A 26,310-nucleotide genomic window follows, 5' to 3' on the forward strand; every position below is an offset into this window, starting at 1 on the left:
GCGTGGGCAACAGCGTCAGCAACACCGCGAACCTGCTGGTGGATACCGCGCTGCCAACGGTCACTATCAACACCGTGGCGGGCGATAACGTCATTAACGCGGCGGAAGTGGCTTCAGGCCAGACCCTCAGCGGCAGCGTGACGAACGCGGAGGCGGGCAATATCGTTACCGTGACCCTTGGCGGCAACAGCTACACCGCGACGGTGCAGAACGATCTGACCTGGTCCGTGAGCGTGCCGGAGTCTGTTCTGACGGCGCTGGGCAACGGCGATTTGACGGTGTCAGCGACCGTGACCAACGGTCATGGCAATACCGGGGCGGGCGAGCGCGAAATCGCTATAGACGCCAGTCTGCCGGGCCTGCGCGTTGATACCGTCGCGGGTGACGACGTGATCAACAGCATCGAACACGGTCAGAACCTGATCGTCACCGGCTCCAGCGACGGGCTGGCGGTGGGAACCACGCTCACCGTGACCGTCAACGGCAAAACGTATGCCGCCTCCGTGCTGGCAGACGGTACCTGGAGCGCGGCAATCCCGGCGGCAGACGTGGGGGCGCTGGCAGCAGGCACGGTCACCGTTACCGTGGCAGGCCAAAGCACCGCGGGTAACCCGGTCTCCATCAGCCACGATGTGAACGTGGATCTGGCCGCGGTCGCCATCAGCATTGATGCGATTGCTACCGACGACGTGATTAACGCGGCGGAGAAAGGCGCGGATCTGGTGCTTTCAGGCAGCACGTCGAACGTTGAGGAAAACCAGACCGTTACCATCACCTTCGCCGGGAAGACGTACACCGCGAAAGTGGATGCCGACGGCAACTGGACGGCTACCGTGCCTTCCGCAGATCTGGCGGGCCTCAAAGACGGCGATGCCAGCGTGCAGGTGAGCGTGACTAACGTGAACGGCAACAGCGCCTCTGCGGGCCGCGAGTACAGCGTGGATGCCACCGCGCCAGCCGTCACCATTGATACTGTCGCGGGCGATAACGTGATCAACGCCAGCGAAGCGTCCGCAGGCGTGGCCATCTCCGGTACCACCACCGCGGAAGCCGGGCAGACGGTTACCGTGACGTTGGGCGGTAAGAGCTACACCGCGCAGGTGCAGCAGGGCGGTATCTGGAGCGTCAACGTGCCGGGCACCGATCTCTCCGCACTGGCGGATAACGGCTATACCGTGCAGGTCAGCGTGAGCGACGCGGCGGGTAACCCGGGCAGCGCGGGTAAAGCGATTACGCTTGATACCACGCCACCGACCGTCAGCGTTAACGTTGTGGCGGGCGATGACGTGATCAACAGCGTGGAACACGGACAGGCGCAGATCGTCAGCGGCACGGCAACCGGCGCGAACGTCGGGGATAAAGTGGTCATTACGCTGGGTTCGAACCAGTACACCACCACCGTTGACGCCAGCGGCAACTGGAGCGTGGGCGTGCCGGCCAGCGTGATTTCCGGCCTCAGCGACGGCACAGTGACGCTGAGCGCAACCATTACCGACAGCGCGGGCAACAGCAGCACCCAGACGCACGACGTGGTGGTCAACACCGCCTCCGTGACGTTGACGGTAAATACCCTCAGCGGCGATGACGTTATCAACGCGGCAGAAGCGGGTAATGCGCTGGTGATTAATGGCTCCAGCGCCCAGTTTGCCAGCGGTACGCAGGTGACCGTGACCCTGAACGGCAAGACCTACACCGCCACGATTCAGAGCGACGGCACCTGGACGGCTACCGTCCCGGCCGCCGACGTAGGCGCACTGGCCGATGGCGCACGCTATCAGGTGTCTGTTTCGGCGCAGGACAGCGCGGGTAACAGCGCCTCGGCAACGCACGACATCAGCGTAGATACCACCGCGCCGGTGGTAAGCATTGCGACGCTGTCGGGTGACGATGTGCTGAACGCGGCAGAAGCGCAGCAGCCGCTGACGGTTCACGGTGCCTCCAGCGCCGAGGCCGGCCAGACCGTTACCGTGACGCTGGGCGGCAAAACCTATACCGCTACCGTGGCCAACGACGGCACCTGGACGCTGGACGTACCCGCGGCGGATCTGGCCGCGCTGAGCCAGGGGGCGCTGACGGTGACCGCCTCGGTCAACGACAAAGCCGGGAACAGCGGTCAGACGACGCACACCTTAACGGTGGATACCGTCGCGCCGACCGTGACCATCAGCACCGTGGCCGATGACGACATCGTTAACAATGCCGAGCAGCTGGCGGGCCAGACCATCAGCGGTACCACCACGGCGGAACAGGGCCAGACGGTGACCGTCTCCTTCAACGGGCACAGCTATCAGGCCACCGTCGGGGCAGACGGATCGTGGTCGGTCTTCGTGCCGGGCCGTGACTTCCTCGGCCTGAGTGACGGGCAGTACGCGATTACCGCCACGGTGAGTGATAAAGCAGGTAACCCTGGCAGCGCAACGCACGACGTAACGCTGAACGGTGATGTCCCAACTATCACCATCAACACCTTTGCGGAAGATGACATTGTCAGCGCCGCCGAACACGGCACGCCGCTGGTCATCAGCGGCACCACCGACGCGCCTGCGGGCCAGACGGTGACCATCACGCTGAACGGTAAAACCTACACGGCGACCGTTCAGAATGACGGTACCTGGCGCTATACGGTCGGAAGCGCAGACGTGACCGCGCTGGCGGACGGCGGTTCGTACGTCATTAACGCGCAGGTCAGCAACACCATCGGCAACAGCGGCAGCGATAACCACAGCGTCACCGTGGATCTCACCGCGCCGTCGATGGGCATCAGCATTGATTCTCTGCAAAACGACACTGGCCTGAGCGCGAGTGATTTCATCACCAACGACGCTCAGGTCGTGGTCAACGGCTCGCTGACCGCGCAGCTCGGCAATAACGAGAAGGCGCAGATCAGCCTCGACGGTGGGGCAACCTGGATTGACCTGACCGTGACCGGCACCACATGGCGTTATACGGACGGCCGCACCCTGACCGACGGGACCTATCAGTATCAGGTGCGGGTGATTGATAACGCGGGCAACGTGGGGTCAACGGACAGCCAGGACGTGGTCATTGATCTGACGAAACCGGCGGCAACGACCATTACCGTGGATTCCGTTTCCCAGGATACCGGCCTGTCCGACAGTGACTTCATCACCAGCGACAACCAGATCAGCCTGAAAGGGACGCTCGGCGCGGCGCTGGGCAGCGGTGACCACGCGCAGATCAGCCTCGACGGCGGTCTGACCTGGACCGACGTCAGCGTCAGCGGGCTGAGCTGGACGTATGTCGATGGCCGTACGCTGGCCGACGGAGATTACAACTACCAGCTGCGCGTGATTGACGACGCTGGGAATATCAGCGCCACCACCAGCCAGGTGGTGACCATTGATACCGTCGCGCCGGACGCCAGCAAAACCATCGCCATCGACCGCATCAGCGACGATACCGGCCTGAGCAGCAGCGACTTTATCACCAACGATACGTCCCTGACGCTGCACGGCTCGCTCGGCGCGACGCTGGCTGACGGCGAGTACGCCCAGATCAGCATCGACGGCGGCGTCACCTGGCAGAACGTGATTGTGACCGGCAACAGCTGGTACTACGTCGACAGCCGCACGCTCGGGAACCAGACCTATGACTACTACGTTCGCGTGGTGGATGCGGCGGGCAACGTGGGGGCCAGCGCTCATCAGCAGGTGACCGTTGATACGGTCGCCCCGGATGCGGCGATTACGGTGACCGTGGATAACATTACCGTCGACACCGGGTTTGACAACAATGACTTCCTGACCAGTTCGACCTCGTACACGCTGCACGGCACGCTTGGCGCAGAGCTGGGGGCGGGTGAGTTCGTTCAGGTGAGCATGGATGGCGGCACCACCTGGGTGTATGCCACCGTGAGCGGGACCCAGTGGAGCTACAGCGATACGCGTACCCTGACCGACGGTAGCCATAACTACCAGGTGCGGGTGATTGACCAGGCGGGTAACGTCGGGGCAACCACCTCGCAGGCGGTGACGGTGGATACTCAGGCGCCGCAGTATGGCATCACCATCGACAGCATCAGCGAAGATACCGGTCAGTCCGGGAGTGATTTCATCACGATGGACACCACGCTGACCATTAACGGCTCGCTGGGCAACGCGCTGGCAAACGACGAGCGCGTGCAGATAAGCCTCGACGGCGGGAATACCTGGTCTGACGCCACGGTCACCAACCAGCGCTGGAGCTACACCGATACCCGCGATCTGGCGGACGGCGATTACACCTACCAGGTGCGGATCATCGACCAGGCGGGCAACGTGGGCTCTACCGCGTCGCAGGTGGTGACGGTGGATACCACGCCGCCAGACACGGTGGGAACGGTCGTGAGCTATACCGACGTTGAAGGGGAACGTACGGGCACCTTTGGCAGCTCGGTCGCCACTGACGATAACTCACCGGTGATCAACGGGACGCTCAACCGCGCCCCGGACGATGGCGAGATCGTCCAGCTTTACCGCGATGGCGTCTTGCTCGGCCAGGTGACCATGAACGGCAGCGCGAGCTGGTCCTTCCAGGATAACGGCCTGAGCGATGGCAATCACACCTACATTGTGCGTGTCACCGACAAGGCCGGTAACTATACGGAATCGGACGGCTTTGTGCTGAGCGTGGATACCAGCATACCGACCACCACGGCGGCGATTACCGCGCAGACCACGTCGGATACCACGCCGATCGTCAGCGGGACCGTCTCTGCCGATCTGGTGAACGGTGAGTATCTGGTGGTGACGGTGAACGGGAAAACCTACACCTCCCAGACGGGCGGTGCGGTGGTGGTCGATCCGGATCACAACACCTGGTATCTGCAGATCCCGGACAGCGATGCGCTGAACGTCGCGAGCTACAGCGTGACGGCGCAGGTGAAGAGCAGCGCGGGTAACGGCAATACCACCGGGACGACCACCGGCAGCCTGGTGATTGACACCACCACGGTGAATACCGACTGGGCAACCACGGCGGGGAACAGCAACAACTCCACCATGACCCTTGGCATGAACAGCAGCGGTCTGTGGAATATCATTGCGAACGGCCAGTCTTACTCCAGCAGCGATAGCTCGACCTATGCCGGAAATACGCTGACCAACACCCGTAATTACTACGTGGTGAGCCAGACCGCCGCTGACTTTGACCGTAACGGCACGCAGGACATTTTCGCCACGGAGAACACCTACGCGGGATCCACGCAGGTGATGTGGACCTACGATGGTAGCACCTATAACGCCAGCCAGCTGGGAATGGGCACTACCATCTGGTACGGCGGCGTGATTGCGTACGACAAAACCGGTGATGGTTATCTGGATTTGGCCTACGGCGATGCGGGTGCAGACTCCATTACGTACCTGATCAACAACAACGGGGTACTGTCGCCCGACGGCACCAACGGCGGCGCAGGTTTCTGGGGACAATTCACCACCATGCGTGAAATCTCCGGCGTTGACCTGAACAACGACGGTACGGTGGATATTGTTCAGCACACCAACCGCAGCGGCGCGTACTCGTTAACCGTAATCAACAACAACGGCAACGGCACGCTCTCTATCGGCCAGAACCTGACCAACGTGTTTGTGGTCAACGCCGCGAACACCACCACGGCGGCGTCCATGACGTGGGCAGACTTCAACGGCGATGGCTACATGGATCTGTACCTGGGCAGCAGCTACAACAACAACGGCGGGGTGATCTACTACAACGACGGCACCGGGAAGCTCTCAACCACCAAGAGCGCGGTGGAAGCCTCTAACGCGTCGGCGGGGTATCTGTCGGTGGCGGTGGACTGGAACGGCGACGGGCAGATGGACATCATCAAGCTCAGCACCTACGGCGCGTCACAAACGGCGACCCTGTTCACCAACAACGGGTACGGTTCCACCTGGACCTCCAGCCAGCTGGCATCCGGTATCGCCTACGCTACCGGCGTGGCCGCGGTGGACTACAACTGGGACGGCGCGAAGGATCTGCTGGTGTCTCAGCAGAACGGCAAGGTGGTGCTGGTTCAGAACAGCAAAACCATTGCGGACGGCACCGCGATGCATCTGCACATTGTCGATAGCGAGGGTATCAACGCTTACTACGGCAACACGGTCAACCTGTATAACGCCGCAGGCGTGCTGGTGGCCTCGCAGATCATCAACGCCCAGTCCGGTATCGGGTCGAACGATACCTCTGCGCTGGTGAGCTTCTACGGTCTGGATCCGAATGAAACCTACTCGGCAGAGATTGTGAAGATCACCAACGGTGTGTCGGATAACGTCACCTGGAGCGGTCTGGACGCGGGTAACGGCAAAGAGGGCTACGTCCTGACGGCCGAAGCGGCGACCGGCGGCCACAGCGGGACAATCACCGGGACCGGGTATAACGACACCTTCATTGCAGAAGATGGCACCTATACCTACAACGGCTCCGGCGGCTGGAATACCCATTCCGACTACGACACCTGGAGCAACACCGGTGGGATGGACGTGGTGGATTACCGCAATGCGACCTCCGGCGTGACCGTTGACCTGCGCCTTTCAACCGCACAGGACACTGGCTTTGGTACCACACGGCTGTTGAATATTGAAGGCATTAACGGTTCGGACTTCGACGATGTTATCACCGGCAACAGCGCTGATAACCGGTTCGAAGGCCGCGGCGGGAATGACACCTTCAACATCGGCAGCGGCGGTCACGATACGTTGCTCTACAAGCTGATCAACGCGTCGGATGCCACGGGCGGTAACGGTCACGATGTGGTGAACGGCTTTACCGTCGGCACCTGGGAAGGGACGGCGGACACGGACCGTATTGACCTGCGCGATCTGCTCTCAGACAGCGGCTATACCGGCACGGGCTCAGCGAGCTATGTGAACGGCGTGGCGACGCTGGACAGTAGCGCGGGCAATATCACCGATTACATCCGCGTGGTGCAAAACGGCAGCAATACCGAGATCCAGGTTGACCTGGACGGTACCGGCGGCCAGTTCTCGCCAACCACTCTGGTGACGCTGAACGGCGTGCAGACGGATCTAGCGACGCTGCTGGCTAATCATCAACTGTTAATTGCGTAAAACCCTGCCGCGGGGAGCGATCCCCGCGGCCTTTTGGCATTTCTATACACGAATAGCGTTAACCCGGAGATTATGAAGACACATCCACAGTACGAACCCTGGCTGCAGGGCATGCTGATCATCGCGAAGCACTATCGGCTGGACTTTTCCGCGGAACATGTTCGGGTCACGATTAACCATGAAAGTCAGTCTCCGCGCCAGCTGGTGCTGGAGGAGATGGCTCGCCAGCTAGGGCTGGGGATGCGTGTAGTGGCGGCGGAAGCGGTCTCTCTCGATCCGTGGCGTTTACCGCTGCTGGCGGAATTCACCGGCGGACAAATCGCAGTGATTACCCGCATGGACAACGAAGGCAACGTCAGCCTGCAGTTTAGCGGAGACGGTGGCCTGGAGACGACGCTGACGCTGGAAGCGCTCGGGACACGGTTAAAAACCCTGCTGGTGCTGCGCCCGCTGGAGTCCACACCGGATGCCCGCGTGGACGATTACATTAAACCGTATGAGAAAAACTGGTTCTGGCAGCTGGCGCTGAAAGACTGGCGACGCTACAGCGACGTTATGCTGGTGGCGCTGGTGGCTAACGTACTGGCTCTCTCTGGCATGGTCTTTTCCATGCAGGTGTACGACAGGGTAGTACCGTCGCAATCAGAAGCCACGCTGTGGGTGCTGTTTGGCGGCGTCATGATCGCCATTGTCTTCGAATTCGTCATGCGCATGCTGCGCGTGCATATATCTGACGTGGTGGGGAAACGCGCCGACCTGCGCATTTCAGAGCGTGTGTTTGCCCACGCGCTGCGGATTAAAAATGGCGCACGCTCCAAATCAACCGGTTCGTTTATTGCGCAGATCCGCGAGCTGGAGTCGGTGCGTGAACTCATCACCTCCACTACCATTGCGGCGATCTCCGATCTGCCGTTCTTCCTGCTGTTCGTCTTTATTCTGTGGATGATTGGCGGCCCGCTGGTGCTGGTGGTGCTTCTCGCCGTGCCGCTGTTGCTGATTCCGGGCCTGCTGGTGCAGCGTCCGCTGGGCAAACTCTCCAGCGAGGGGATGCGCGAATCTGCTATCCGTAACGCCACGCTGGTGGAGGCGGTGCAGGGCATTGAGGACATCAAGCTGATGCGCGCCGAGCAGCGTTTTCAGAACCAGTGGAATAACACCAACGATGTCGCCGCCAGCGTCGGCATGAAGCAGCGCTGGCTGACGGGCCTGCTGCTGACCTGGACCCAGGAAGTGCAGTCTATCGTCTATGCGGTAGTCCTGCTGGTGGGCTGTTATCTGGTGATCAGCGGGGATATGACCACCGGTGCGCTGGTAGGAACCTCGATTCTGGCGTCGCGCACCATCGCGCCGCTGTCGCAGATCTCAGGCGTGCTCTCCCGCTGGCAGTCGGCAAAAGTGGCCCGTAAGGGGCTGGACGACCTGATGCAGCGACCGATTGACGATCCGCAGCACGGGAAGAAGGTGCATAAAGCCCATCTGCGCGGCGACTACTTGCTGGAGGACGTCGGGTTTTACTACGATGAAGAAGAGAAACTCAGCGTGCTTAACATCAGCAAGCTACAGATCCGTGCCGGGGAGCGCGTGGCGGTGCTTGGCCGAAATGGCTCCGGCAAAAGCACGCTGCTGCAACTTCTGGCGGGCATGCAGGAGCCGCAGCAGGGCAGCATCCTGCTGGACGATATCGCGCTTAACCATCTGGACCCGGCCGATCTGCGTCGCGACATGCAGTTGCTCAGCCAGCAGGCGCGGCTGTTCTTTGGCTCCGTGCGGGACAATATCCTGATGGGTAATCCACTGGCGACTGACGAAGAAATTCATCAGGCGCTGGTGAACAGCGGCGCGCTGGAGTTTGTGCGCAAGCAGAAAATGGGGCTGAACACCCTTATCAATGAAGGCGGCACGGGGCTGTCCGGCGGGCAGCGTCAGGCGCTGCTGCTGGCGCGCGCGCTGATCACTTCTCCGACGATTCTGCTGCTGGATGAGCCTACCGCCTGGCTGGATGAAGTGAGCGAGAAGCAGTTTATTCAGCATCTTCACCAGTGGCTGGGCAAGCGCCGGACGCTGGTGGTGGCCACCCACCGCCTGCCAATTCTGGACCTGGTTGACCGCATCATTGTGCTGGAAAACGGCAAGGTGGTGATGGACGGCCCGCGCGACGCGATCCTGCATCAGCACGGTATGGCGACGCCAAAAGCCGCGCAGCGCACCGTGACCATGAAAGCGGCGGCGGTTGCTGAGGAGGGTGTGGCATGAATGATTTAACCCGTTTAAATAGCCGTCTGAAAGAGCCACGCCTGCCAAGGTCGTCGCTGGTGGCATGGGCGCTGTTCGCCCTGCTGGCGGTATTTATCGCCTGGGCGAGCCTGTTCGAGCTTGATGAAGTCACCACCGGCAGCGGCAAGGTGATTCCGTCTTCGCATGAGCAGGTGATTCAGTCCCTGGAAGGGGGCATTATTCACAGCCTGATGGTGCGCGAAGGCGACATTGTCGAACGCGGTCAGCAGCTTGCGCAGTTAGACCGGACAAAAACCGAGTCCAGCGTGCTGGAGAGTGAGTCCCGTCTGAATGCCGCGCTGGCAACGGCGGCGCGCCTGAAGGCCGAGGTCAACGACACGGCGCTGATTTTTCCCGAAGAACTGGATGACGACGTTGAACTGGTCAAACAAGAGACGGCGCTCTATCAGTCCCGTCGCGAAAGCCTGGAAAAAGGGCTGGCCGGCCTGCGCCAGGGGGCTGAACTGGTGCAGCGTGAACTGTCGTTAACCCGTCCGCTGGTGACCCAGGGGGCGGCCAGCAAGGTGGAGGTGTTACGTCTTGAGCGTCAAAAAAATGAGCTTGAGAATAAAATCACCGAGATGAAAAACCAGTATTACGTTCGCGCCCGTGAAGAACTGGCAAAAGCCAACGCGGAAATTGAAGCTCAGCGTTCGGTGATGAAAGGACGTGAGGATTCCCTGACCCGGCTGACCTTCAATGCGCCGGTGCGTGGCATCGTGAAGGATATTGACGTGACGACCGTGGGAGGCGTTATTCCGCCGAATGGCAAACTGATGAGCCTGGTGCCGCTGGACGATCAGATGGTGGTTGAGGCAAAAATCTCCCCGCGCGACGTGGCATTTATCCATCCCGGCCAGAAAGCGCTGGTAAAAGTGACGGCCTATGACTATTCCATTTACGGTGGGCTGGAAGGGGAAGTGACCATGATTTCACCGGATACTTTGCAGGATGAGGTGAAAAGGGATGTCTACTACTACCGCGTTTATATCCGCACCGACAGTAACCATTTGACCAATAAGCAAGGTAAGGAATTTCCGGTCTTTCCGGGGATGATTGCGACGGTGGATATCAAAACCGGCAGTAAAACCATTCTTGATTATCTGTTGAAGCCGCTCAACAAAGCGAAAGAAGCGCTGCGGGAGAGATAAGGGCAGGGCGTTCGGGGAACCGAACGCCATTTTTATTATACCGTTAATGTGACGTTGTTGGGGTGGCGTCGTTCTTTCGGTACCACGTTAATGTAATGGGTGACATACGCGAAATAGAGTCCGGCATAGTTTTCGACCAGTTCGAGAAAAGCCGGATACACCGACAGGCGACCGTCACCGCGATCTTTCAGATATCCTGCCTCTTGCGCTGTTTTGATAATCCGGTTGACGTGGATCCGCGAAACAAAGAATTCTTTCGCGAGCGTGCTGGCTGAATAATCAATCACTGCACCATGAGCAGATTTGTTTTTTATGGCCTGCAGATAAAGATAAAGCATAATCATGCGTCCGCCATCTTTATCGATAAATAATCCTACCTCGGGTAACACTTTCCTGAAGGTTAATCCCCGGAAGAGATATTCCGCTGCGCGGCGGAAAAAATTATTTCTCAATGTGTCATTATCCAGCAGGTTTACATCAATATTAAACGTCGGATAAAGAATGCTGACGGGCAAAAATGCACCGGACATATAGCGTTTAAGTTCACTCAATCCTTTTTCGGTCGGGGCTATTCGTGTTTTACGACGGTCATCCGTACAGCGCCAGGTCCTGATGCGCCCCGTGGTTCTGAGAAGAGTAATGATCGCAATCACACTATTAGGGCTGGCTATTTTATAGCGGGAGCATAGCTCTTTAATCTCAGATACTGACTCGGCCTGATTGCCAAATATAAAACAACACATGGCGAGAATAATGTTGAACCGCGCTTCCTGAAGCATTGTCTTGTAGAACAAAGGTTGTTTTTTATAGATGGTGTCATTAATTGTGTAGTGCTCTAATATTGCCTCACCAAATCGTGGGTTGCTCTTTATAACATCCCGTCGATGTAGCAAGGCCCTGGATGAGATGTGATTATCCATAGCATTTTTCTCGTGTTTGATGAACCGATAGATGAAGTATCCAGTCTTCTTTTTCGGAATTTTCATTATACCTGAGAAACAGTGTTTTGCCGTCGTTATTTGAAAAGAAAGATATATTTACATTTGTCGACAGAAGAGAGAGTGATTAACGCAAAGATGTTCCGGTGCGGAACGTTGATAACAGTATCTTAACCTGATGGCGTACTGTAAAATTATTCTATACACCAGCTGTATTACATATTCCGTATTCATAATAAGAATGGCGATTTTGTGCCCAGGAGCAGGTTATGACCCACAAAATTTCTCACAGAAATGTTGCTCGCGACGATCGGCGGTTTGTCATCTCAACCTGCGGTTTTACCTTCCAGGGGTATGCTTTGCTCCTGAAAAAGTACGGCATAGACGCTTCGCATATCCACTTTGAGGGAGATGATGTCTGCCAACGGGATAGGGAAAATATCCTTAATAATCAACAAGCTCACATTGTTGTGTTTCCGGGTAAAGGGATTGTCACTCTGCTGGAAAGTCTGACGCGGCTGGCATCCGTACTGAATGCATTGCCTGTTATCCGATGCGTGACCCTTTATAGTGATATACCTGACAGCTGGTTATATCGCACCCTGGGTAGCCTTTTACATAACAGCCATCAATTATCACTGATTCGGATCGCCAGCGTTTCTGATGTCATCAACTGCTTCCACACCCATAATAAGGGGTTTAAAGACCACTCGCGATTATTACGCGATCACTGTCTGGGGTATTCTCCGCAGGAAAATCTGAAATGGCTTACAAGAAGAGAAATTGACGTTTTATTAAATTTCTACCGCGGTATGTCCGTAAAAGATCTGTGCGAAAAGCTAGGGCTTTCTAATAAAACGGTTTATACCCATCGTAAGGAAGGTGTGCAGAAGTTACATTATATTAAACGATGGTTAAACGATCCGCATAACTTCAAAGCAGAAAGAAGTCACAAAAACCAACGTCTTAAAGCAGAATTCACGGATAAAGAAGCAGATATTTTTAATGCTCTGGTGAAAAGGGAGATCTTCCCGGCCTACCAGATCATTACCGATCGCGACAAAAAAGGGGTGGGCTTTGAGATACTGATCCGCTGGAATAAAAACGGCAAAATAGTCAAGCCAGCCTGTTTTCTTAATGACATTTCAAATCACGAGATATGGTTAAAAATAACGGCCCTGGTGATCCACGCTGCCGTGTCCGGGATTAATAAATATAATGGGAAATTCTATTTTTCAGTCAATATTCCGCCTCGTCTCGCTTCCGGGAAAGCGTTGCCGGAGATGGCCCGGAAAGCCATCGGCATGTTGCTCAAACCCCAGTGGGCGGAAAAACTTGTCTTTGAATTTGCAGAAGATATCGATGTGACCAAAGACAAGAAGATCCCTGAAACCATGCGGCATCTGCGTAATACCGGGTGCAGACTGTTTCTGGATGACTGCTTCTCTAACCATCACACCATGTTTCCTGTCAGGCAGGTGCATTTTGACGGGTTGAAACTGGACCGCGACATCGTCGAGCATTTTGTGGCGAACGACAACGATTATAATCTGATTAAAGCGATTCAGATATACAGCGACATGACCGGAACGGACTGCATTGCTGAAGGGGTGGACAGTGAAGAGAAATTTGAAAAATTAGTCGAGCTGGGTGTGAAAAACTTTCAGGGATATTATCTCTCACGGGCTGTGAAGGAGGAGGAATTAGATCGCATGGTAAGACAGTTTAGCTAAAAATAAAGCCCCGAAGGGCCTTGATTATTTACGACCCAGTAGCAGGCCGAGAACAATACCGACGGCACCGGCGGCGATAAGGCCGGTTAGCGGGTTATTTCTGACCGCTTCTGTTACATCAGAAACCGCATCGCTGGCCTGTGCGGCATATTTTTTAGCCGCGCCTTTTACCTGGTGCTTTGGTGAATCGACGAATTCACCAAACTGCTGCTGTGCAGAACCTGCAATTTCATCGAGCTTATTTTTTGCTTTATCTTCAGCAAACTGGGTGTTTTTATCAGTACCGAAATCAGACATCTTTGCCTCCTTGTGTTGATAATTAAAGGATAGCCGCTCTTTGCAGATATGAGAGACGAAAGGTTAATTTCGGCACCTGGCAGGGCTGTTTTCGGATATATCTCTGTGCGAAAGGACTCGCACAGAGAGACGCTGTTATTCGGCAAAACTCAGCAGCGCGTCGCCATCAAGGCGATAGCGCACCCATTCAGACTGCGGCAGCGCGCCAATGCTCAGGTAAAAATCAATGGCGGGCTGGTTCCAGTCCAGAACGCTCCATTCCAGGCGACCACACTGCCGCTTTACCGCGAGTTGCGCGATATGTTTCAGTAACGCTCTTCCCGCGCCTTTACCGCGATACTCCGGGGAAACGTACAGGTCTTCCATATAGATACCGTTGCGTCCGAGCCAGGTTGAATAGCTGGTGAAGAACACGGCATAGCCGATGATGTCGCCTTCATACTCAGCGATCAACGCTTCGGTGTGACTTCCCGCGCCAAAGAGCGTTTCACGGATCTCCTCTGGCGTGGTAACCACTTCTTCCGGCGCTTTTTCATAGACTGCCAGCTCGTAGATCATGGCGTAAATGGCCGCGGCATCTTCGGGACGGGCCTGACGAAGGATAATGCTCATTGTTATTCCTGCTTTTTGTCTGTTTCGCGATTGATGGCGTTAAGCATACGGAGTATTGTCCGAAGAATTAAGTGCAATGAAATCAACAAATGATGAATATTATGCATCCGGCTTTACGACGTCTTGATTTAAACCTGTTGCCCGTTTTCGACGCGATTTACCGCCATCGTTCTGTTCGTCTGGCAGCCGATGAACTGGCGATGAGCACATCGGCACTGAGCCATGCGCTTTCGCGTCTGCGCGCAACGCTGAACGATCCGCTCTTTTTTCGGGAAGGGCATCGTATGTCCCCCAGCGTGTATGCTGCTCAGCTCGCACCTTCCATCGCTTCCGCACTGTCATTCCTGAATCATGAGCTGACCCCGCAGCCGGAGTTTGACGCCCCCAGCAGTACCGAGAGCTTACACATTGCGATTACGGATTTTACCGCGCTTTGCGTTTTTCCGACCCTGATGCACACCTTGCAGCATGCTGCCCCTGGTTTGCGTTTTGAATTGCGTTATTTGCCCCATAGCCCGGCGCTGACGGAGCTATTAGCCGGGGAAGTGGATCTGGCGCTCGGGTTCAGTACCTCGGAGGATATTCGTCATCCGGAACTGGAGGAGATAGGCTGGTTCGAAGATGAGTATGTGGTCATCAGTAACGCCAGCCGGACACGGCTGACGCTGGAGGATTATCTCGCGGCCCGACATCTGGTGGTCACGCCCTGGAATGAGAAACAAGGGGTTCTGGATCTGCGGCTTGAGCAGTTGGGCTATACCCGGCACATAGCGATCAAAACGCCGTCGATGCTCAGCGCCCCGTTTATCGTTGCACAAAGCGATCTGCTGATGGCAATCCCGCGGTTTGCGGCTGAGAAGCTGGTCGCGGCTGCGGATCTCAGGATATTTGCTTTACCGTTTTCAATCCGCGCGTTTGAAGTGAAAATTTACTCGCATAAACGCAGCGGCCAGCGGGGTGCGACCCGCTGGCTTAAGGAGGAGCTGCATAAACTGGCGCAGGCGGTAAGACGTTCAGCCGATGGCGGGGGAAGTCATTCGTCTTAATTTAACGGCAGATAGATATCCGTTTGCAGCGCATGTTCCGGCACCTCGTGGACAAAATTGATGTTGGAGATCGTATCCAGCGAGCCAGTGTGACGCCCGACAGCGTATCGTCCTTGCCTGCGCGGTCGGGCAGGATCCTGACCGATCTTGCGATTTTTATTTGTAACAGGGTTTCGCAGGATTTGATTAGGAATGAGAGAGGCGTTCTTGATATTGACATGACCCTGTTTCGGAAAGAATGTTAGTCGCTGGTATGCCGTTCTGACGTCAATTATCGAACGGCATCCAGTAATTTTCTGCGAAAGTGTTTTATGGAATGCTTTGCAAATCCCTTTCAATATCACGACGGCGTCCGTTGTCAGCGATTTCGCGCCCTGGGCGAGCCGGTGCTTTCAGTGCTTTGGTTAGAAAACGCCTGGCTTCATCCGTTCTTTTCTCTTTTAGAAGGTAATCGCCGTAGAAATAGTTAGGGTCTATACCGTCAGGGTTGATGGCCAGCGCTTTTTTCAACATTTCATCAGCTTTGTCTTTATCACCAAAACCGATCGGCCAGCCGGGAACCTGATAATAAAGAGCCCCCAGGCTTGTCCAGGCCGATCCCTGAAGCGCGTTAGGTTCAATTTCAATCGCTTTCTCCAGGTTAGTGCGGGCTTGTTTAACAAGGCTCAATGCTCCCAGACCACCTTTTGCGCCAGCCCAGCTGCTATCAATGATTGCAGACCAAATTAACAGTGGTGCGCTTGTGTTGTTTTTCATCTGACTTGCCTGATGCGCTTTCTGACTAAGTGAACTAAAGCAGTTCTCTTTTTTGGCTTCCAGAGTTTGATACTGGCACACAGACCAATCGTGTTGTAATTCCTCGAGGGGGGTGTCCGCCAGTGCTACAGTCGGAACTGCTGCAACAAGAAATAGAGCATACAGTTTTCTCATTTGTGTTCTCCTTTCAACGATTTTCTGGCGAATTCCTGAATGACAGGTAATTTTTTTGCTAATGCTCCGTCGACGACGTGAGGAAACCAGGCATTAATTTTGACGAACAGACGCTCCATAATTCCAAAGCGATACCGTTTCTGCTCCGTTTCAAGAAGCCGTGCAAGCTGGGATGCGACATAAATCGGCGAATCGTTGTTATTACCGAGTTTTTGGTTAAGGGCGTAAACCTGTTCGCTGTTGAGCGTGGTTTTTGTTGCGCGTGGAGCGGCATACAAAACGGTAATACCGCTTCCCTGCAATTCCCGACCAAGTGCTTCGGAAAAACGATGTGTCGCAGCCTTGGTTGCGCTGTATACACTCCACGCCGGATGCCCTATTTCCCCAAAAATTGAACCAATATTAAGCACGATGCCAGGTCTGTTCATTTTATCCAGCAAGGCCCGGGTCAGAAGGGCAGGAATCTCGATATTGGTTCGGATCTGTTCACGAATATCGTCGAATGATTGCTGTTCAAGCAATGCAAAGCGACTGCTTCCTGCGTTATTGATGAGAATGTCCAACCCACCATTCTGAGACAGACTGTTCGCCAGCCCTAATATCTCTTCGTCGGAATAGCTGCGCATCAGGGCGATATTGTGTCGCTCCGGGTGAGGAATGGCATTCTTTAAAAGCGACATTGCCTTTTCATTACGCCCTACGAGATAGAGTCTCGCGCCTTTATGCGCCAGTTCTCGCGCCAGCGCCTGACCGATTCCTCCGCTGGCACCGGTTAGCAGAACGGTTTTATTAAGCAGATTCATGGGCGTTATCTCCCAGTTGGTCAAGCATCTGTCCGTAGAGATGATAAATACGACGAGCCGTGTGGATGATGGCCTCCTGATCGCACTTGTCAGTGATTGAATCCATGAGGGACGCAAAGAATTGCAGATGGCCCTGATCGAGTTCTCCGTGAGAACGCAGGTAGGTGGTTGCCTGCTCCGGCAGCGCCAGAGTATTTTCCAGCTGAGCCGCAACAGCTGTTGCAATTGACACACTAGTGCCTTCCAGCACGAGCACCATGCCAAATATGCTCATCGGATTTACCCGCTCAATTCGGTAGTAGAGGTAAGCGATCATCATTTCGATGGGCAGGCCCGGCATACCATTCCTTACCGCCTCAGGATTCCCCCCACATGCGCGAATATCATTGAGGATCCACTCCTGATGCCCATATTCCTCATCAATATATTCAGCGATTGCGCCACGTACGGCTTCGTGAGAGGCAGGAAGGCAGCTGCCAGCACACATTAGTAGCGGGACGGTATGACTGACGTGATAATAAGCCTGTGTCAAAAACGCGATATACATCTCCGCCGAGATATCGCCTGTCTGGCAACGCGCAATAACAGGTGAATTAAGTAAACGTTGACGTTCTACAGCGGTCTGATTCTGTAATTCCTGATAAAAGCTCATGCGTCTTCCTCCTGGCTGCAGGTGAGAATAATATGTTTCAGGGACTGCCAGATGGCGCTTCGTTTAGGGCGACCATTTGCGGTAATCATTTCGGGAGAAGATATTTCGGACGTAAACAGCAATCGGTGAAATTGCGCGTAGTCTGGAAGATGCGCGGAGATACGCATTAACTGTTGACGCGCCAGCTCCTTTTGTCCTTCAAAAGCATCAACAAGCGCAACGTTACGTGTTAAACCGTCACCAAAAATGACTACACGGCGCACAGCAGGGCATGCCATCGCTTCTGCTTCAGGCCATTCTGGAGAAAAATTGCGACCGTATGCGTTTATCTGAACGTTTTTTAAACGGCCAATAATATGAATAAATCCATCATCATCAACGCTTGCAAGGTCGCCAGTAGGAACCGTTGTATTTTGTGATTCCTCCCCGAGATACCCCAGGGCATTGGCTGGACTCGTTACGTGTAGTTGCTGTAAGGGATCAACGGTAACGTTTATACCTGGCAGAGGTTTGCCAACGCTGCTCTTTTTGGAAGAACCAGGCAAATTAAGAGCGACAACAGAACCGCACTCTGATAACCCATAGCCTTCAAAAACGGGTAAGCCTGCATTTGCTGCCAGTTCCATTAACGGCGTCGGAATTTTCCCGCCACCCACGGCAACAAACCGCAGAGAACGTGTACTTTCAGGTGCCACCTGATGCAGATGGACTAACACCCGTAATATTTCAGGTACAAGAACCAGGCTTTCAGGTTGCCATGTCACTAAGGCCTGTAAAAAACGTTTGGGGTTAAATTGACTTGAACCCTCAAAGCCTGTCTGGGCCGTGGGTAATATCACTGTTTCTGCACCCATTAATAATGGGATATAGATTCCGCACAAATTCTCGAGCAGAATGCTGAGCGGCAGGCTGACAAGATGTTTCTCCGGTGCGATTGGACGCAGAGCGGTAGCGAGTGTTTGCGCGGTCCATAACATTCCCTTCTGACTGAGGCACACGCCTTTAGGTTCACCGGTGGTTCCCGAGGTAAAGGTAATCTTGGATGTCCCCACAGGCAACGACGTTGGGGCAGTTAACTGTCTAACCTGCAGCTTACCGAATGGGAAATCATGTCTGTGCCATCCAGACATACTCTCACCACCAATTTGCGCATCAATCGACGCTGAAGCACGCACCCATTCTTTTTGCGTTTCCGAGAAAAAGGGAGGAATGGGTACAATGACGATCCCGACAGATATACAGGCAAGATCGATAATGGCCCACTCCGGACTATTATCAAGCTCAAGCGCCAGCCTTCTAATCCCCAGGGCGTGGAGCAACGATGCGGCGTTTACGACTGCCTCTAAATATTGCTTCCAGCTCCATAACGTTGTTTCACCCCTAAGAGCAGTTTGATCAGGGTATTGAAGAGCTTGCTGTTTCAGTGCGTTAAGAAACATGATGTTCTCCCGACAGATTAGTCCATGGAGCCTCGGGTAAAGTGTTTATTAACTTCATCAATAGACTGCCCTGAGTTAGCGCAGAATGACCGCCAGCCAGTTCACCGGCCATAATTTGTGGGTCATATTGATAGTATTTTCCCCATTCATGTGCATCATTCCCAAGGCGAGCGGGATTGGCCGGCATGATGAGGATGGGATTCAAATTAAGTCGATGAAAGGTATTGCGAATTTTTTTCGTACCGGTAAACACGATCCATGAAAATTGATACTCAGTAAGGACCTGGCAGAGCGCTGCAAACATGATTCGTGCACTTGCACCATCCCTCGCTGCAAAATTTCCAATTTCGACAATTGCGGCGCGAGAAACAGATTGCGACAGCCGTGACGAAAGCGTTACCTCAATGGGGCTATCGAGATATTTTTCCAGATAAAGAGATCCCTGAGAGGCGATATGTACGCCACTGGCAGCCTTAAGTTCACCATTTGCATCGTAAAGGCCAATAAGCCATGGCATGCAACGGGAAATCGAAGCCTGATAAACCTGCTGATAGTTTTCACGGATTAACGCTGATATATCATTCTGTTCGTGTTCACCGTGAAGCCATTTAAGAGTGTAGGGGGGCATTATTCGCATCATGAGACCTCTCATATGAGTATCTTCAATATGAGCGATTAATATTATGACAACCTTAAGAAAGATTTTTTTCTTATGTTGTAAGTCGTGAATGAAATTAAGGTATTCTTAAGAATAAACAACACATACTGGCGTATACTCGAAAAAAAAGGATTGAGCAATGAACAGAAATTACGCCAGCAGTCAGATCGCATTGCACTGGCTTGTATTTGTAGCCATTATTATCGCCTATGCAGCTATGGAGTTAAAAGGGCTGGCGGTTAAGGGTAGCCCGATCCGTGTAACTATGGCGATAGTGCACTATACTGCGGGCTTTAGCGTTATGTTGCTAATGATTATCCGGGTTGTCCTGAAAATGACACATCGCGACCCTGAAATTATACCACCACCACCACGCTGGCAAATTGTGGCGTCAAAAATAATACACGGATTGTTGTATTTAATGTTTCTCCTGTTACCGTTGCTGGGGATTGCATCGCTTTACTTTGGGCAGATTGAATGGTCCTTTTTTGGAATAAAAATGCCTATAGCCACCTATCTTAATACAGATGCACAGCATACCCTCAAAGAAGTGCATGAGTTTATTGCAAATGCCGGGTATTTTCTTGTCGGTTTCCATGCTCTGGCCGCATTATTTCATCATTACTTCGTTCGTGATAACACGCTGGTGAGAATGTTGCCGATAATACATCGACATAAATAAGTTTTAAGAACGCCTTGTTGTGGTAGTTATTTCGCATACCGAGGAGCACTCATCCTGATTCGTCATTTGTCATAATATTGTCTTTTACCCATATCGCATAAACCCATGCAATAACCCTATAAAACTTAATGTTTACAGAAAGTTGATTTCATTGATACCATACCCCCCTATAGTATCAGGAGGGCGTATGCCGCATTCACCCGAAGATAAAAAACGTATTCTTACTCGCGTCCGTCGCATTCGGGGCCAGGTCGATGCCCTTGAACGCGCACTGGAGTCGGGCGATCCCTGTCTGGCTATCCTGCAGCAAATTGCCGCCGTGCGCGGTGCTGCCAATGGCCTGATGGGCGAAATGGTAGAAATTCATCTCAAAGATGAGCTGGTGACGGGAGAGACAACGCCGGATCAGCGAGCCGCGCGCATGGCAGAAGTCGGCCATTTGCTGCGCTCTTATCTAAAATAAACCCACACACCTGACAAAAAGGGAAGACCTATGAAATCTCGCGCTGCTGTTGCATTTGGCCCCGGCCAGCCGCTGAAAATCGTTGAAATCGACGTCGCACCACCGAAAAAAGGCGAAGTGCTGATCAAAATTACGCATACCGGCGTTTGCCATACCGATGCGTTCACGCTGTCCGGCGACGATCCGGAAGGTGTCTTCCCGGCGGTACTGGGACACGAAGGCGGCGGGATCGTGGTGGAGGTGGGCGAGGGCGTGACCAGCCTGAAGCCTGGCGATCACGTTATCCCGCTGTACACGGCGGAATGCGGCGAGTGTAAGTTCTGTAAATCCGGCAAGACCAACCTCTGCCAGGCTGTTCGCGCCACGCAGGGCAAAGGGCTGATGCCGGACGGGACGACCCGTTTCTCTTATAACGGCGAGCCGATTTACCACTACATGGGCACCAGCACCTTCAGCGAGTATACCGTTTGCGCGGAGATCTCTCTGGCCAGGGTGAACCCGCAGGCGCCGCTGGATAAAGTCTGCCTGCTGGGCTGCGGCGTGACGACCGGCATTGGCGCGGTCCATAACACGGCAAAAGTCAAAGAGGGCGATACCGTGGCGGTGTTCGGTCTCGGCGGCATTGGTCTGGCGGTGATTCAGGGCGCGGTGCAGGCGAAGGCCGGGCGTATTATTGCAGTCGACACTAACCCGGAGAAATTCAAACTGGCGGGTGAAATGGGCGCGACCGATTTCGTTAACCCGAAAGATCACGAAAAACCGATTCAGGATGTCATTGTTGAGATGACCGACGGCGGCGTGGACTTCAGCTTTGAGTGTATCGGCAACGTTAACGTCATGCGTTCCGCGCTGGAATGCTGCCACAAAGGCTGGGGCGAGAGCATCATTATTGGTGTGGCCGGCGCGGGTCAGGAGATTAAAACCCGTCCATTCCAGCTGGTCACCGGACGCGTGTGGCGCGGTTCCGCGTTTGGCGGCGTGAAGGGCCGTACCCAGCTTCCGGGGATGGTTGAAGATGCTATGGTCGGTAAGATTCAGCTCGATCCGTTCATTACTCACCGTTTGCCGCTAGAGCAGATCAACGAAGCGTTTGATCTGATGCACGACGGAAAATCTATCCGTACCGTTATTCATTTCGGCGACAAGTAACTCTTCTGCTAGCGGTTTTTAGCCGCTGGCATTTCTTTAATAATCTTCTCTAAAGTGTGACCAGTGCGGCGTTTTTAGCCGTAATCTTAATCCCTGCCGTGCCGATGACTACTTAACAGGCGTGTTTTTACGCATCTTACCTATAAGAGAGTCGACGGTCATGGACAACACTACTTCGATGCAGGCGCAGCGTAAGCTGGGCTTCTTGCATCACATCAGGCTGGTTCCGCTGTTTTCCTCCATTCTCGGTGGCATTATTTTGCTGTTTGCCTTGAGCTCGGGTCTGGCGGGATATTTCCTGCTGCAGGCCGATAACGATCTGCAGGATGTCACATCAGAGATTCAGGTGCGTATGGGGCTGTCGAACAGCTCAAACCATCTGCGCACCGCGCGTATCAATCTGATCCACGCCGGCGCGGCAAGCCGTATCGCAGAGATGGATGCGATGAAGCAGAATATCAGCGAGGCGGAAACGCGTATCAAGCAGTCCCAGGATAGCTTTAACGCGTATATGAATCGCTCCGTGCGTACCGCTGAAGACGAAGCGCTGGATGCTGACCTGAAAGCGCGCTACGACGCCTATATCGCGGGCATGCAGCCGATGGTCAAATTTGCCAAAAACGGCATGTTCGAAGCTATCATCAACCACGAAAATGAAACCGCGCGCCCGCTGGATGACGCTTACAATGCCGTGCTGCTGAAGGCGATTAAGATCCGCACCGACCGTGCCAATGCGCTAACGGCGCAGGCGCACAGCCGCACGCAGCTGGGGCTGATGTTTATGGTGGGCGCGTTTGTGCTGGCGCTGGTATTGACCGCGATGACCTTCGTTGTGCTGCGCCGCACGGTCATTCATCCGCTACAGCGTGCTGCGAAACGTATCGAGAATATTGCAAAAGGTGACCTGACGATGCCGGACGATGTGGCCGGACGCAGCGAAATTGGCCGTCTGACGCGCGATCTGCAAACCATGCAGCACTCCCTCGAAACAACGGTTGGCACCGTGCGTCAGGGCGCGGAGGAGATCTATCGCGGAACCAGCGAGATTTCTGCCGGTAATACTGACCTCTCTTCGCGCACCGAGCAGCAGGCCGCGGCCATTGAGCAGACCGCCGCGAGCATGGAACAGTTAACCGCCACGGTGAAACAGAACGCTGATAACGCGCATCATGCCAGCAAGCTGGCGGAAGATGCCTCCGGAAAAGCCAGCCGTGGCGGCCAGATGGTCTCCGGCGTGGTCAAAACGATGGGCAACATCTCCAGCAGTTCGAAGAAGATCTCTGAGATTACCGCCGTGATTAACAGCATTGCTTTCCAGACCAATATTCTGGCACTGAACGCGGCGGTAGAAGCGGCGCGCGCGGGTGAACAGGGGCGTGGATTTGCGGTGGTAGCCAGTGAAGTGCGTACGCTGGCAAGCCGTAGCGCCAACGCGGCAAAAGAGATCGAAAGCCTGATCAATGAGTCGGTTTCCCTTATCGATCAGGGGTCGGGTGAGGTGGTGGCTGCGGGTAACACCATGAATGAAATCGTCGACGCGGTTAAGCGCGTGACCGACATCATGCTAGAAATTGCCGCCGCATCGGATGAGCAGAGCCGCGGTATTGTGCAGGTCAGCCAGGCGATTTCGGAGATGGATAAAGTGACCCAGCAGAACGCCTCGCTGGTGGAAGAAGCATCCGCAGCCGCGGCATCCCTGGAAGAACAGGGCGCACGTCTGACCGAGGCTGTGGGGGCGTTTCGTTTAAGCGGCGCGAAGCCTGGCCGCGCGGTGACGTCTGTGCCAGTGGCGAAGAACGCGCCGTTGCGCCCGGCGGCGACGGTTTCCGGAGATAACTGGGAGACGTTCTGAGTCGCCAGCAGTGTCGGGTGGCGCTTCGCTTACCCGACCTACAAAATCGACCTACAAAAAAAGGGACCCTTCGGTCCCTTTTTCACAGCTTATTTCTTATCAGGTAACGCGTATGCGATAACGTAATCACCGCGATCCGGTGACTGGCGAGCGCCCCCGGCGTTAATGATGATGTACTGTTTACCGGTTTTCGGTGAGACGTAAGTCATCGGCCCGGACTGGCTGCCAACCGGCAGTCGGTCTTTCCAGATCTCTTTCCCGGTGGCGGTATCAAACGCACGCAGGTAGAAATCCTGAGTACCGGCGAAGAACAGCAGGCCGGACTGGGTTGAGAGCGACGCGCCCAGCGTTGGCATCCCGATTGGGATAGGCATGTGCATGCGAATGCCCAGAGGGCCGGTGTCTTCCACCGTACCGACAGGCACCTGCCACACCAGTTTGCCGGATTTCAGATCGACCGCGGACATGGTGCCGAACGGCGGTTTCTGGCACGGAATGCCAAGCGGTGACAGGAAACGTTCACGCATTGCGCCGAACGGCGTGCCGTCCATCGGGACGATGCCCATCTCAATGCCGCTGGCGTCTTTCGCCACGTTAGCGCGCGGCACCATGTAGTTTGCCAGTCCGAGGCGCATATCGTTGACGAACATCAGGCTGTTGTTCGGGTCAACCGAGACGCTGCCCCAGTTCATTCCGCCCAGCGAGCCAGGGAACTGCAGGGAACGGTCAAGACCCGGCGGGGTGAAGACGCCCTGATGACGCATCTCTTTAAACTGAATACGGCACAGCAGCAGGTCGACAGGCGTCGCGCCCCACATGTCGGATTCAGTCAGCGTCTGGTTGCCAATCATCGGCATGCCGACGGAATACGGCTGGGTGGGTGAGTAGCGTTCACCTTCAACGTTACCAGCCGGTACCGGACGCTCTTCTACCTTCGCGACCGGCTTACCGGTTTCGCGGTTGAGCATAAAGATCATGCCCTGCTTGCTGGTCTGCACCAGTACAGGCGTGGTGCCGCCTTTGCCGTCAGGCAGGTCATACAGCAGCGGCTGGGAAGGCAGGTCGAAGTCCCACAGATCGTGGTGGGTGGTCTGGAAATGCCAGCGCACCTGGCCGGTGGTGGCATCAACGGCGACGATAGAAGAGCTGTATTTATCGTCCAGCGCGGTACGCTCACCCGCCCAGAAATCCGGGGTGGCGTTGCCGGTTGGCAGATAAATCAGGTTCAGTTTGGCGTCGTAAGACATGGCCGACCAGACATTTGGCGTACCGCGGGTGTAGGTCTGTCCTTCCGGCGGCAGGCCGGTCAGGTTCGGATTACCCGGATCCCACGCCCAGGCCAGCTTACCGGTGTGAACGTCATACGCACGTACCACGCCCGGGGGTTCGCCGATGGAGAAGTTATCCGCGACGCGACCGCCGACGACGACCACGTTCCCGGCGACCAGCGGCGTGGAGGTCTGCTGATAATATCCCGGCTTGATCTCACCCATACCGATGCTCAGATCCACGGTGCCGTGGTCGCCAAAATCTTCGCAGACCTTGCCGTTATCCGCATTGATGGCAATCAGGCGGGCATCGGTGGTCGGCAGGAACAGACGGCGAGGGCATGCGGCAGGCTGCGCGGTTTCCTGTGACGTTGTCACGTTCTGGTGGTCTTCAAAATAGCCCAGACCGCGGCATCGCTGCCAGTTAGGCGCGGTGGCTTTAGAATCGTAGCGCCATTTTTCTTTCCCGGAGTCCACGTCCAGCGCCAGCACTTTACTGTACGGGGTACAAACGTACAGCGTATCGCCAATCTGTAAAGGCGTGTTCTGGTCTTCCGCGCCAGAGCCGTTGCTCTGTGGAATATCGCCGGTATGGGCAACCCAGGCGACTTTCAGTTCGCTGACGTTTTGCTTGTTAATTTGATCCAGTGCGGCGAAGCGGTCACCGTGTGTGGTGTTGCCCCAGTGCGCCCAGTTCTTTTGCTGCTCACCGGGTGCGACGGGTTTAACCGGAACGGGTTCATTCGCCGCCACGAGAGTCTGGGGCTTAAACATCCAGCCAAGGCTGACCAGCATCGCCACGGCCAGGACCGCCGCAACGCTAAAAGCAGGCGCCTTGTTGGGGGAATTGTGGTTTGCTCCACGCAGGTAAGGCCAGACGATGGCACAAAGGAAAGCCAGTACGGCGAAGGTAAACAGGCGGGAGAAGAGCGGCCAGAAATCCCAGCCCGCATCGCTTACCGCCCAGACCAGCGAGGCAATAAACGCGATGCTGTAAAGGACAATCCCGCTGGTGCGATTGAGGAAAATCAGGATCGCGGCAATCACCATTACCACGCCCATTATCAGGAAGTAACAACTTCCGCCCACGGTGGCGAGCTTAAACCCCAGCCCGCCGACGGCCAGACCGATGAGCAACATCAGTCCGGCAAGAAGCCACTGCAGGATACGCGGTATCCCACGTGGCGCGCTGCCAAATGCCATTTCTGTCTCCTTAGATCCCGCCGCTATGCCGGGTGTACCAGTTGGGTAATAAAATCGGCGGGAATAATGATTAACACGGGTGAATTCATCTTT

Annotated in this window: 18 protein-coding genes; 9 read left to right on the forward strand and 9 right to left on the reverse strand. The window is 55.1% G+C overall.

Annotated features, from left to right (window positions below):
• The 3 genes from L977_RS06910 to L977_RS06920 form a co-directional block, all read left to right on the forward strand.
• Positions 1–7,067: beta strand repeat-containing protein (locus tag L977_RS06910; RefSeq protein ID WP_047625434.1), on the forward strand; the 7,067-nt coding region annotated here is incomplete at its 5' end.
• A gap of 72 nt (positions 7,068–7,139) precedes the next feature.
• The gene (locus L977_RS06915) at positions 7,140–9,320 is read left to right on the forward strand and encodes a type I secretion system permease/ATPase (RefSeq protein ID WP_047625436.1); all 2,181 of its coding nucleotides are present in this window, start codon (positions 7,140–7,142) and stop codon (positions 9,318–9,320) included.
• Complete coding sequence (locus tag L977_RS06920) at positions 9,317–10,492, forward strand: HlyD family type I secretion periplasmic adaptor subunit (protein ID WP_047625439.1); 1,176 nt, start codon at positions 9,317–9,319, stop codon at positions 10,490–10,492. Before L977_RS06915 ends, L977_RS06920 begins: the two co-directional genes overlap by 4 nt.
• A gap of 35 nt (positions 10,493–10,527) precedes the next feature.
• Here the strand turns inward: L977_RS06920 and L977_RS06925 are convergent, their stop codons facing one another.
• Complete coding sequence (locus tag L977_RS06925) at positions 10,528–11,412, reverse strand: hypothetical protein (protein ID WP_032629235.1); 885 nt, start codon at positions 11,410–11,412, stop codon at positions 10,528–10,530.
• 287 nt (positions 11,413–11,699) lie between these two features.
• On the opposite strand from L977_RS06925, the gene L977_RS06930 reads away from it, so the two are divergent.
• Positions 11,700–13,163, forward strand: coding sequence for an EAL domain-containing protein (locus tag L977_RS06930; protein ID WP_047625441.1), 1,464 nt, complete (start codon positions 11,700–11,702; stop codon positions 13,161–13,163).
• 24 nt (positions 13,164–13,187) lie between these two features.
• On the opposite strand, the gene L977_RS06935 is transcribed toward L977_RS06930, so the two are convergent.
• Both L977_RS06935 and L977_RS06940 read right to left on the reverse strand, forming a co-directional pair.
• On the reverse strand, positions 13,188–13,460 hold the full coding sequence (locus L977_RS06935; protein ID WP_014883773.1) for a DUF883 family protein: 273 nt from the start codon (positions 13,458–13,460) through the stop codon (positions 13,188–13,190).
• 135 nt (positions 13,461–13,595) lie between these two features.
• Positions 13,596–14,072 (reverse strand): GNAT family N-acetyltransferase, encoded by a 477-nt coding sequence (locus L977_RS06940; RefSeq protein WP_047625442.1) that lies wholly within the window; start codon positions 14,070–14,072, stop codon positions 13,596–13,598.
• Positions 14,073–14,161: 89 nt separating this feature from the next.
• Between L977_RS06940 and L977_RS06945 the strand changes: the two genes are divergently transcribed.
• A complete protein-coding gene (locus L977_RS06945) occupies positions 14,162–15,118 on the forward strand; it encodes a LysR family transcriptional regulator (protein ID WP_047625444.1) in 957 nt (318 codons plus the stop codon).
• A 309-nt stretch (positions 15,119–15,427) separates the two neighbouring features.
• Here L977_RS06945 and L977_RS06950 read toward each other — a convergent pair whose 3' ends face one another.
• From L977_RS06950 to L977_RS06970, 5 genes are read right to left on the reverse strand one after another with little or no spacing between them, the layout of a single operon-like run.
• Complete coding sequence (locus L977_RS06950) at positions 15,428–16,048, reverse strand: tetratricopeptide repeat protein (protein ID WP_047625446.1); 621 nt, start codon at positions 16,046–16,048, stop codon at positions 15,428–15,430.
• Entirely contained in the window at positions 16,045–16,851 is an 807-nt protein-coding gene (locus L977_RS06955; RefSeq protein WP_032636602.1) for an SDR family oxidoreductase, read from the reverse strand. Before L977_RS06955 ends, L977_RS06950 begins: the two co-directional genes overlap by 4 nt.
• Positions 16,838–17,503, reverse strand: coding sequence for a TenA family transcriptional regulator (locus L977_RS06960; RefSeq protein WP_047625448.1), 666 nt, complete (start codon positions 17,501–17,503; stop codon positions 16,838–16,840). Before L977_RS06960 ends, L977_RS06955 begins: the two co-directional genes overlap by 14 nt.
• Positions 17,500–18,942: an AMP-binding protein gene (locus L977_RS06965; protein WP_032636599.1), complete on the reverse strand. Its 1,443-nt coding sequence runs from the start codon at positions 18,940–18,942 to the stop codon at positions 17,500–17,502. Before L977_RS06965 ends, L977_RS06960 begins: the two co-directional genes overlap by 4 nt.
• On the reverse strand, positions 18,932–19,570 hold the full coding sequence (locus tag L977_RS06970) for a thermostable hemolysin (protein ID WP_230688497.1): 639 nt from the start codon (positions 19,568–19,570) through the stop codon (positions 18,932–18,934). The genes L977_RS06965 and L977_RS06970 overlap by 11 nt, the downstream gene beginning before the upstream one ends.
• A gap of 169 nt (positions 19,571–19,739) precedes the next feature.
• Here L977_RS06970 and L977_RS06975 point away from each other — a divergent pair, with 169 nt between their 5' ends.
• The 4 genes from L977_RS06975 (at position 19,740) to L977_RS06990 (ending at position 23,746) form a co-directional block, all read left to right on the forward strand.
• Complete coding sequence (locus L977_RS06975) at positions 19,740–20,282, forward strand: cytochrome b (protein WP_045268124.1); 543 nt, start codon at positions 19,740–19,742, stop codon at positions 20,280–20,282.
• A 187-nt stretch (positions 20,283–20,469) separates the two neighbouring features.
• Complete coding sequence (locus tag L977_RS06980; RefSeq protein WP_047625450.1) at positions 20,470–20,745, forward strand: metal/formaldehyde-sensitive transcriptional repressor; 276 nt, start codon at positions 20,470–20,472, stop codon at positions 20,743–20,745.
• A gap of 30 nt (positions 20,746–20,775) precedes the next feature.
• Entirely contained in the window at positions 20,776–21,894 is a 1,119-nt protein-coding gene (locus tag L977_RS06985; protein ID WP_047344214.1) for an S-(hydroxymethyl)glutathione dehydrogenase/class III alcohol dehydrogenase, read from the forward strand.
• Positions 21,895–22,054: 160 nt separating this feature from the next.
• Positions 22,055–23,746 carry a methyl-accepting chemotaxis protein gene (locus L977_RS06990; protein ID WP_045134056.1) on the forward strand — a complete coding sequence of 564 codons (1,692 nt, stop codon included), beginning with the start codon at positions 22,055–22,057 and terminating at the stop codon, positions 23,744–23,746.
• Positions 23,747–23,835: 89 nt separating this feature from the next.
• Here the strand turns inward: L977_RS06990 and L977_RS06995 are convergent, their stop codons facing one another.
• On the reverse strand, positions 23,836–26,217 hold the full coding sequence (locus L977_RS06995; RefSeq protein ID WP_047625453.1) for a glucose/quinate/shikimate family membrane-bound PQQ-dependent dehydrogenase: 2,382 nt from the start codon (positions 26,215–26,217) through the stop codon (positions 23,836–23,838).
• Positions 26,218–26,310: the final 93 nt, after the last annotated feature.

It is taken from the genome of Enterobacter sp. ZOR0014 (genome assembly GCF_000798855.1).
GTDB lineage: Bacteria > Pseudomonadota > Gammaproteobacteria > Enterobacterales > Enterobacteriaceae > Enterobacter > Enterobacter kobei.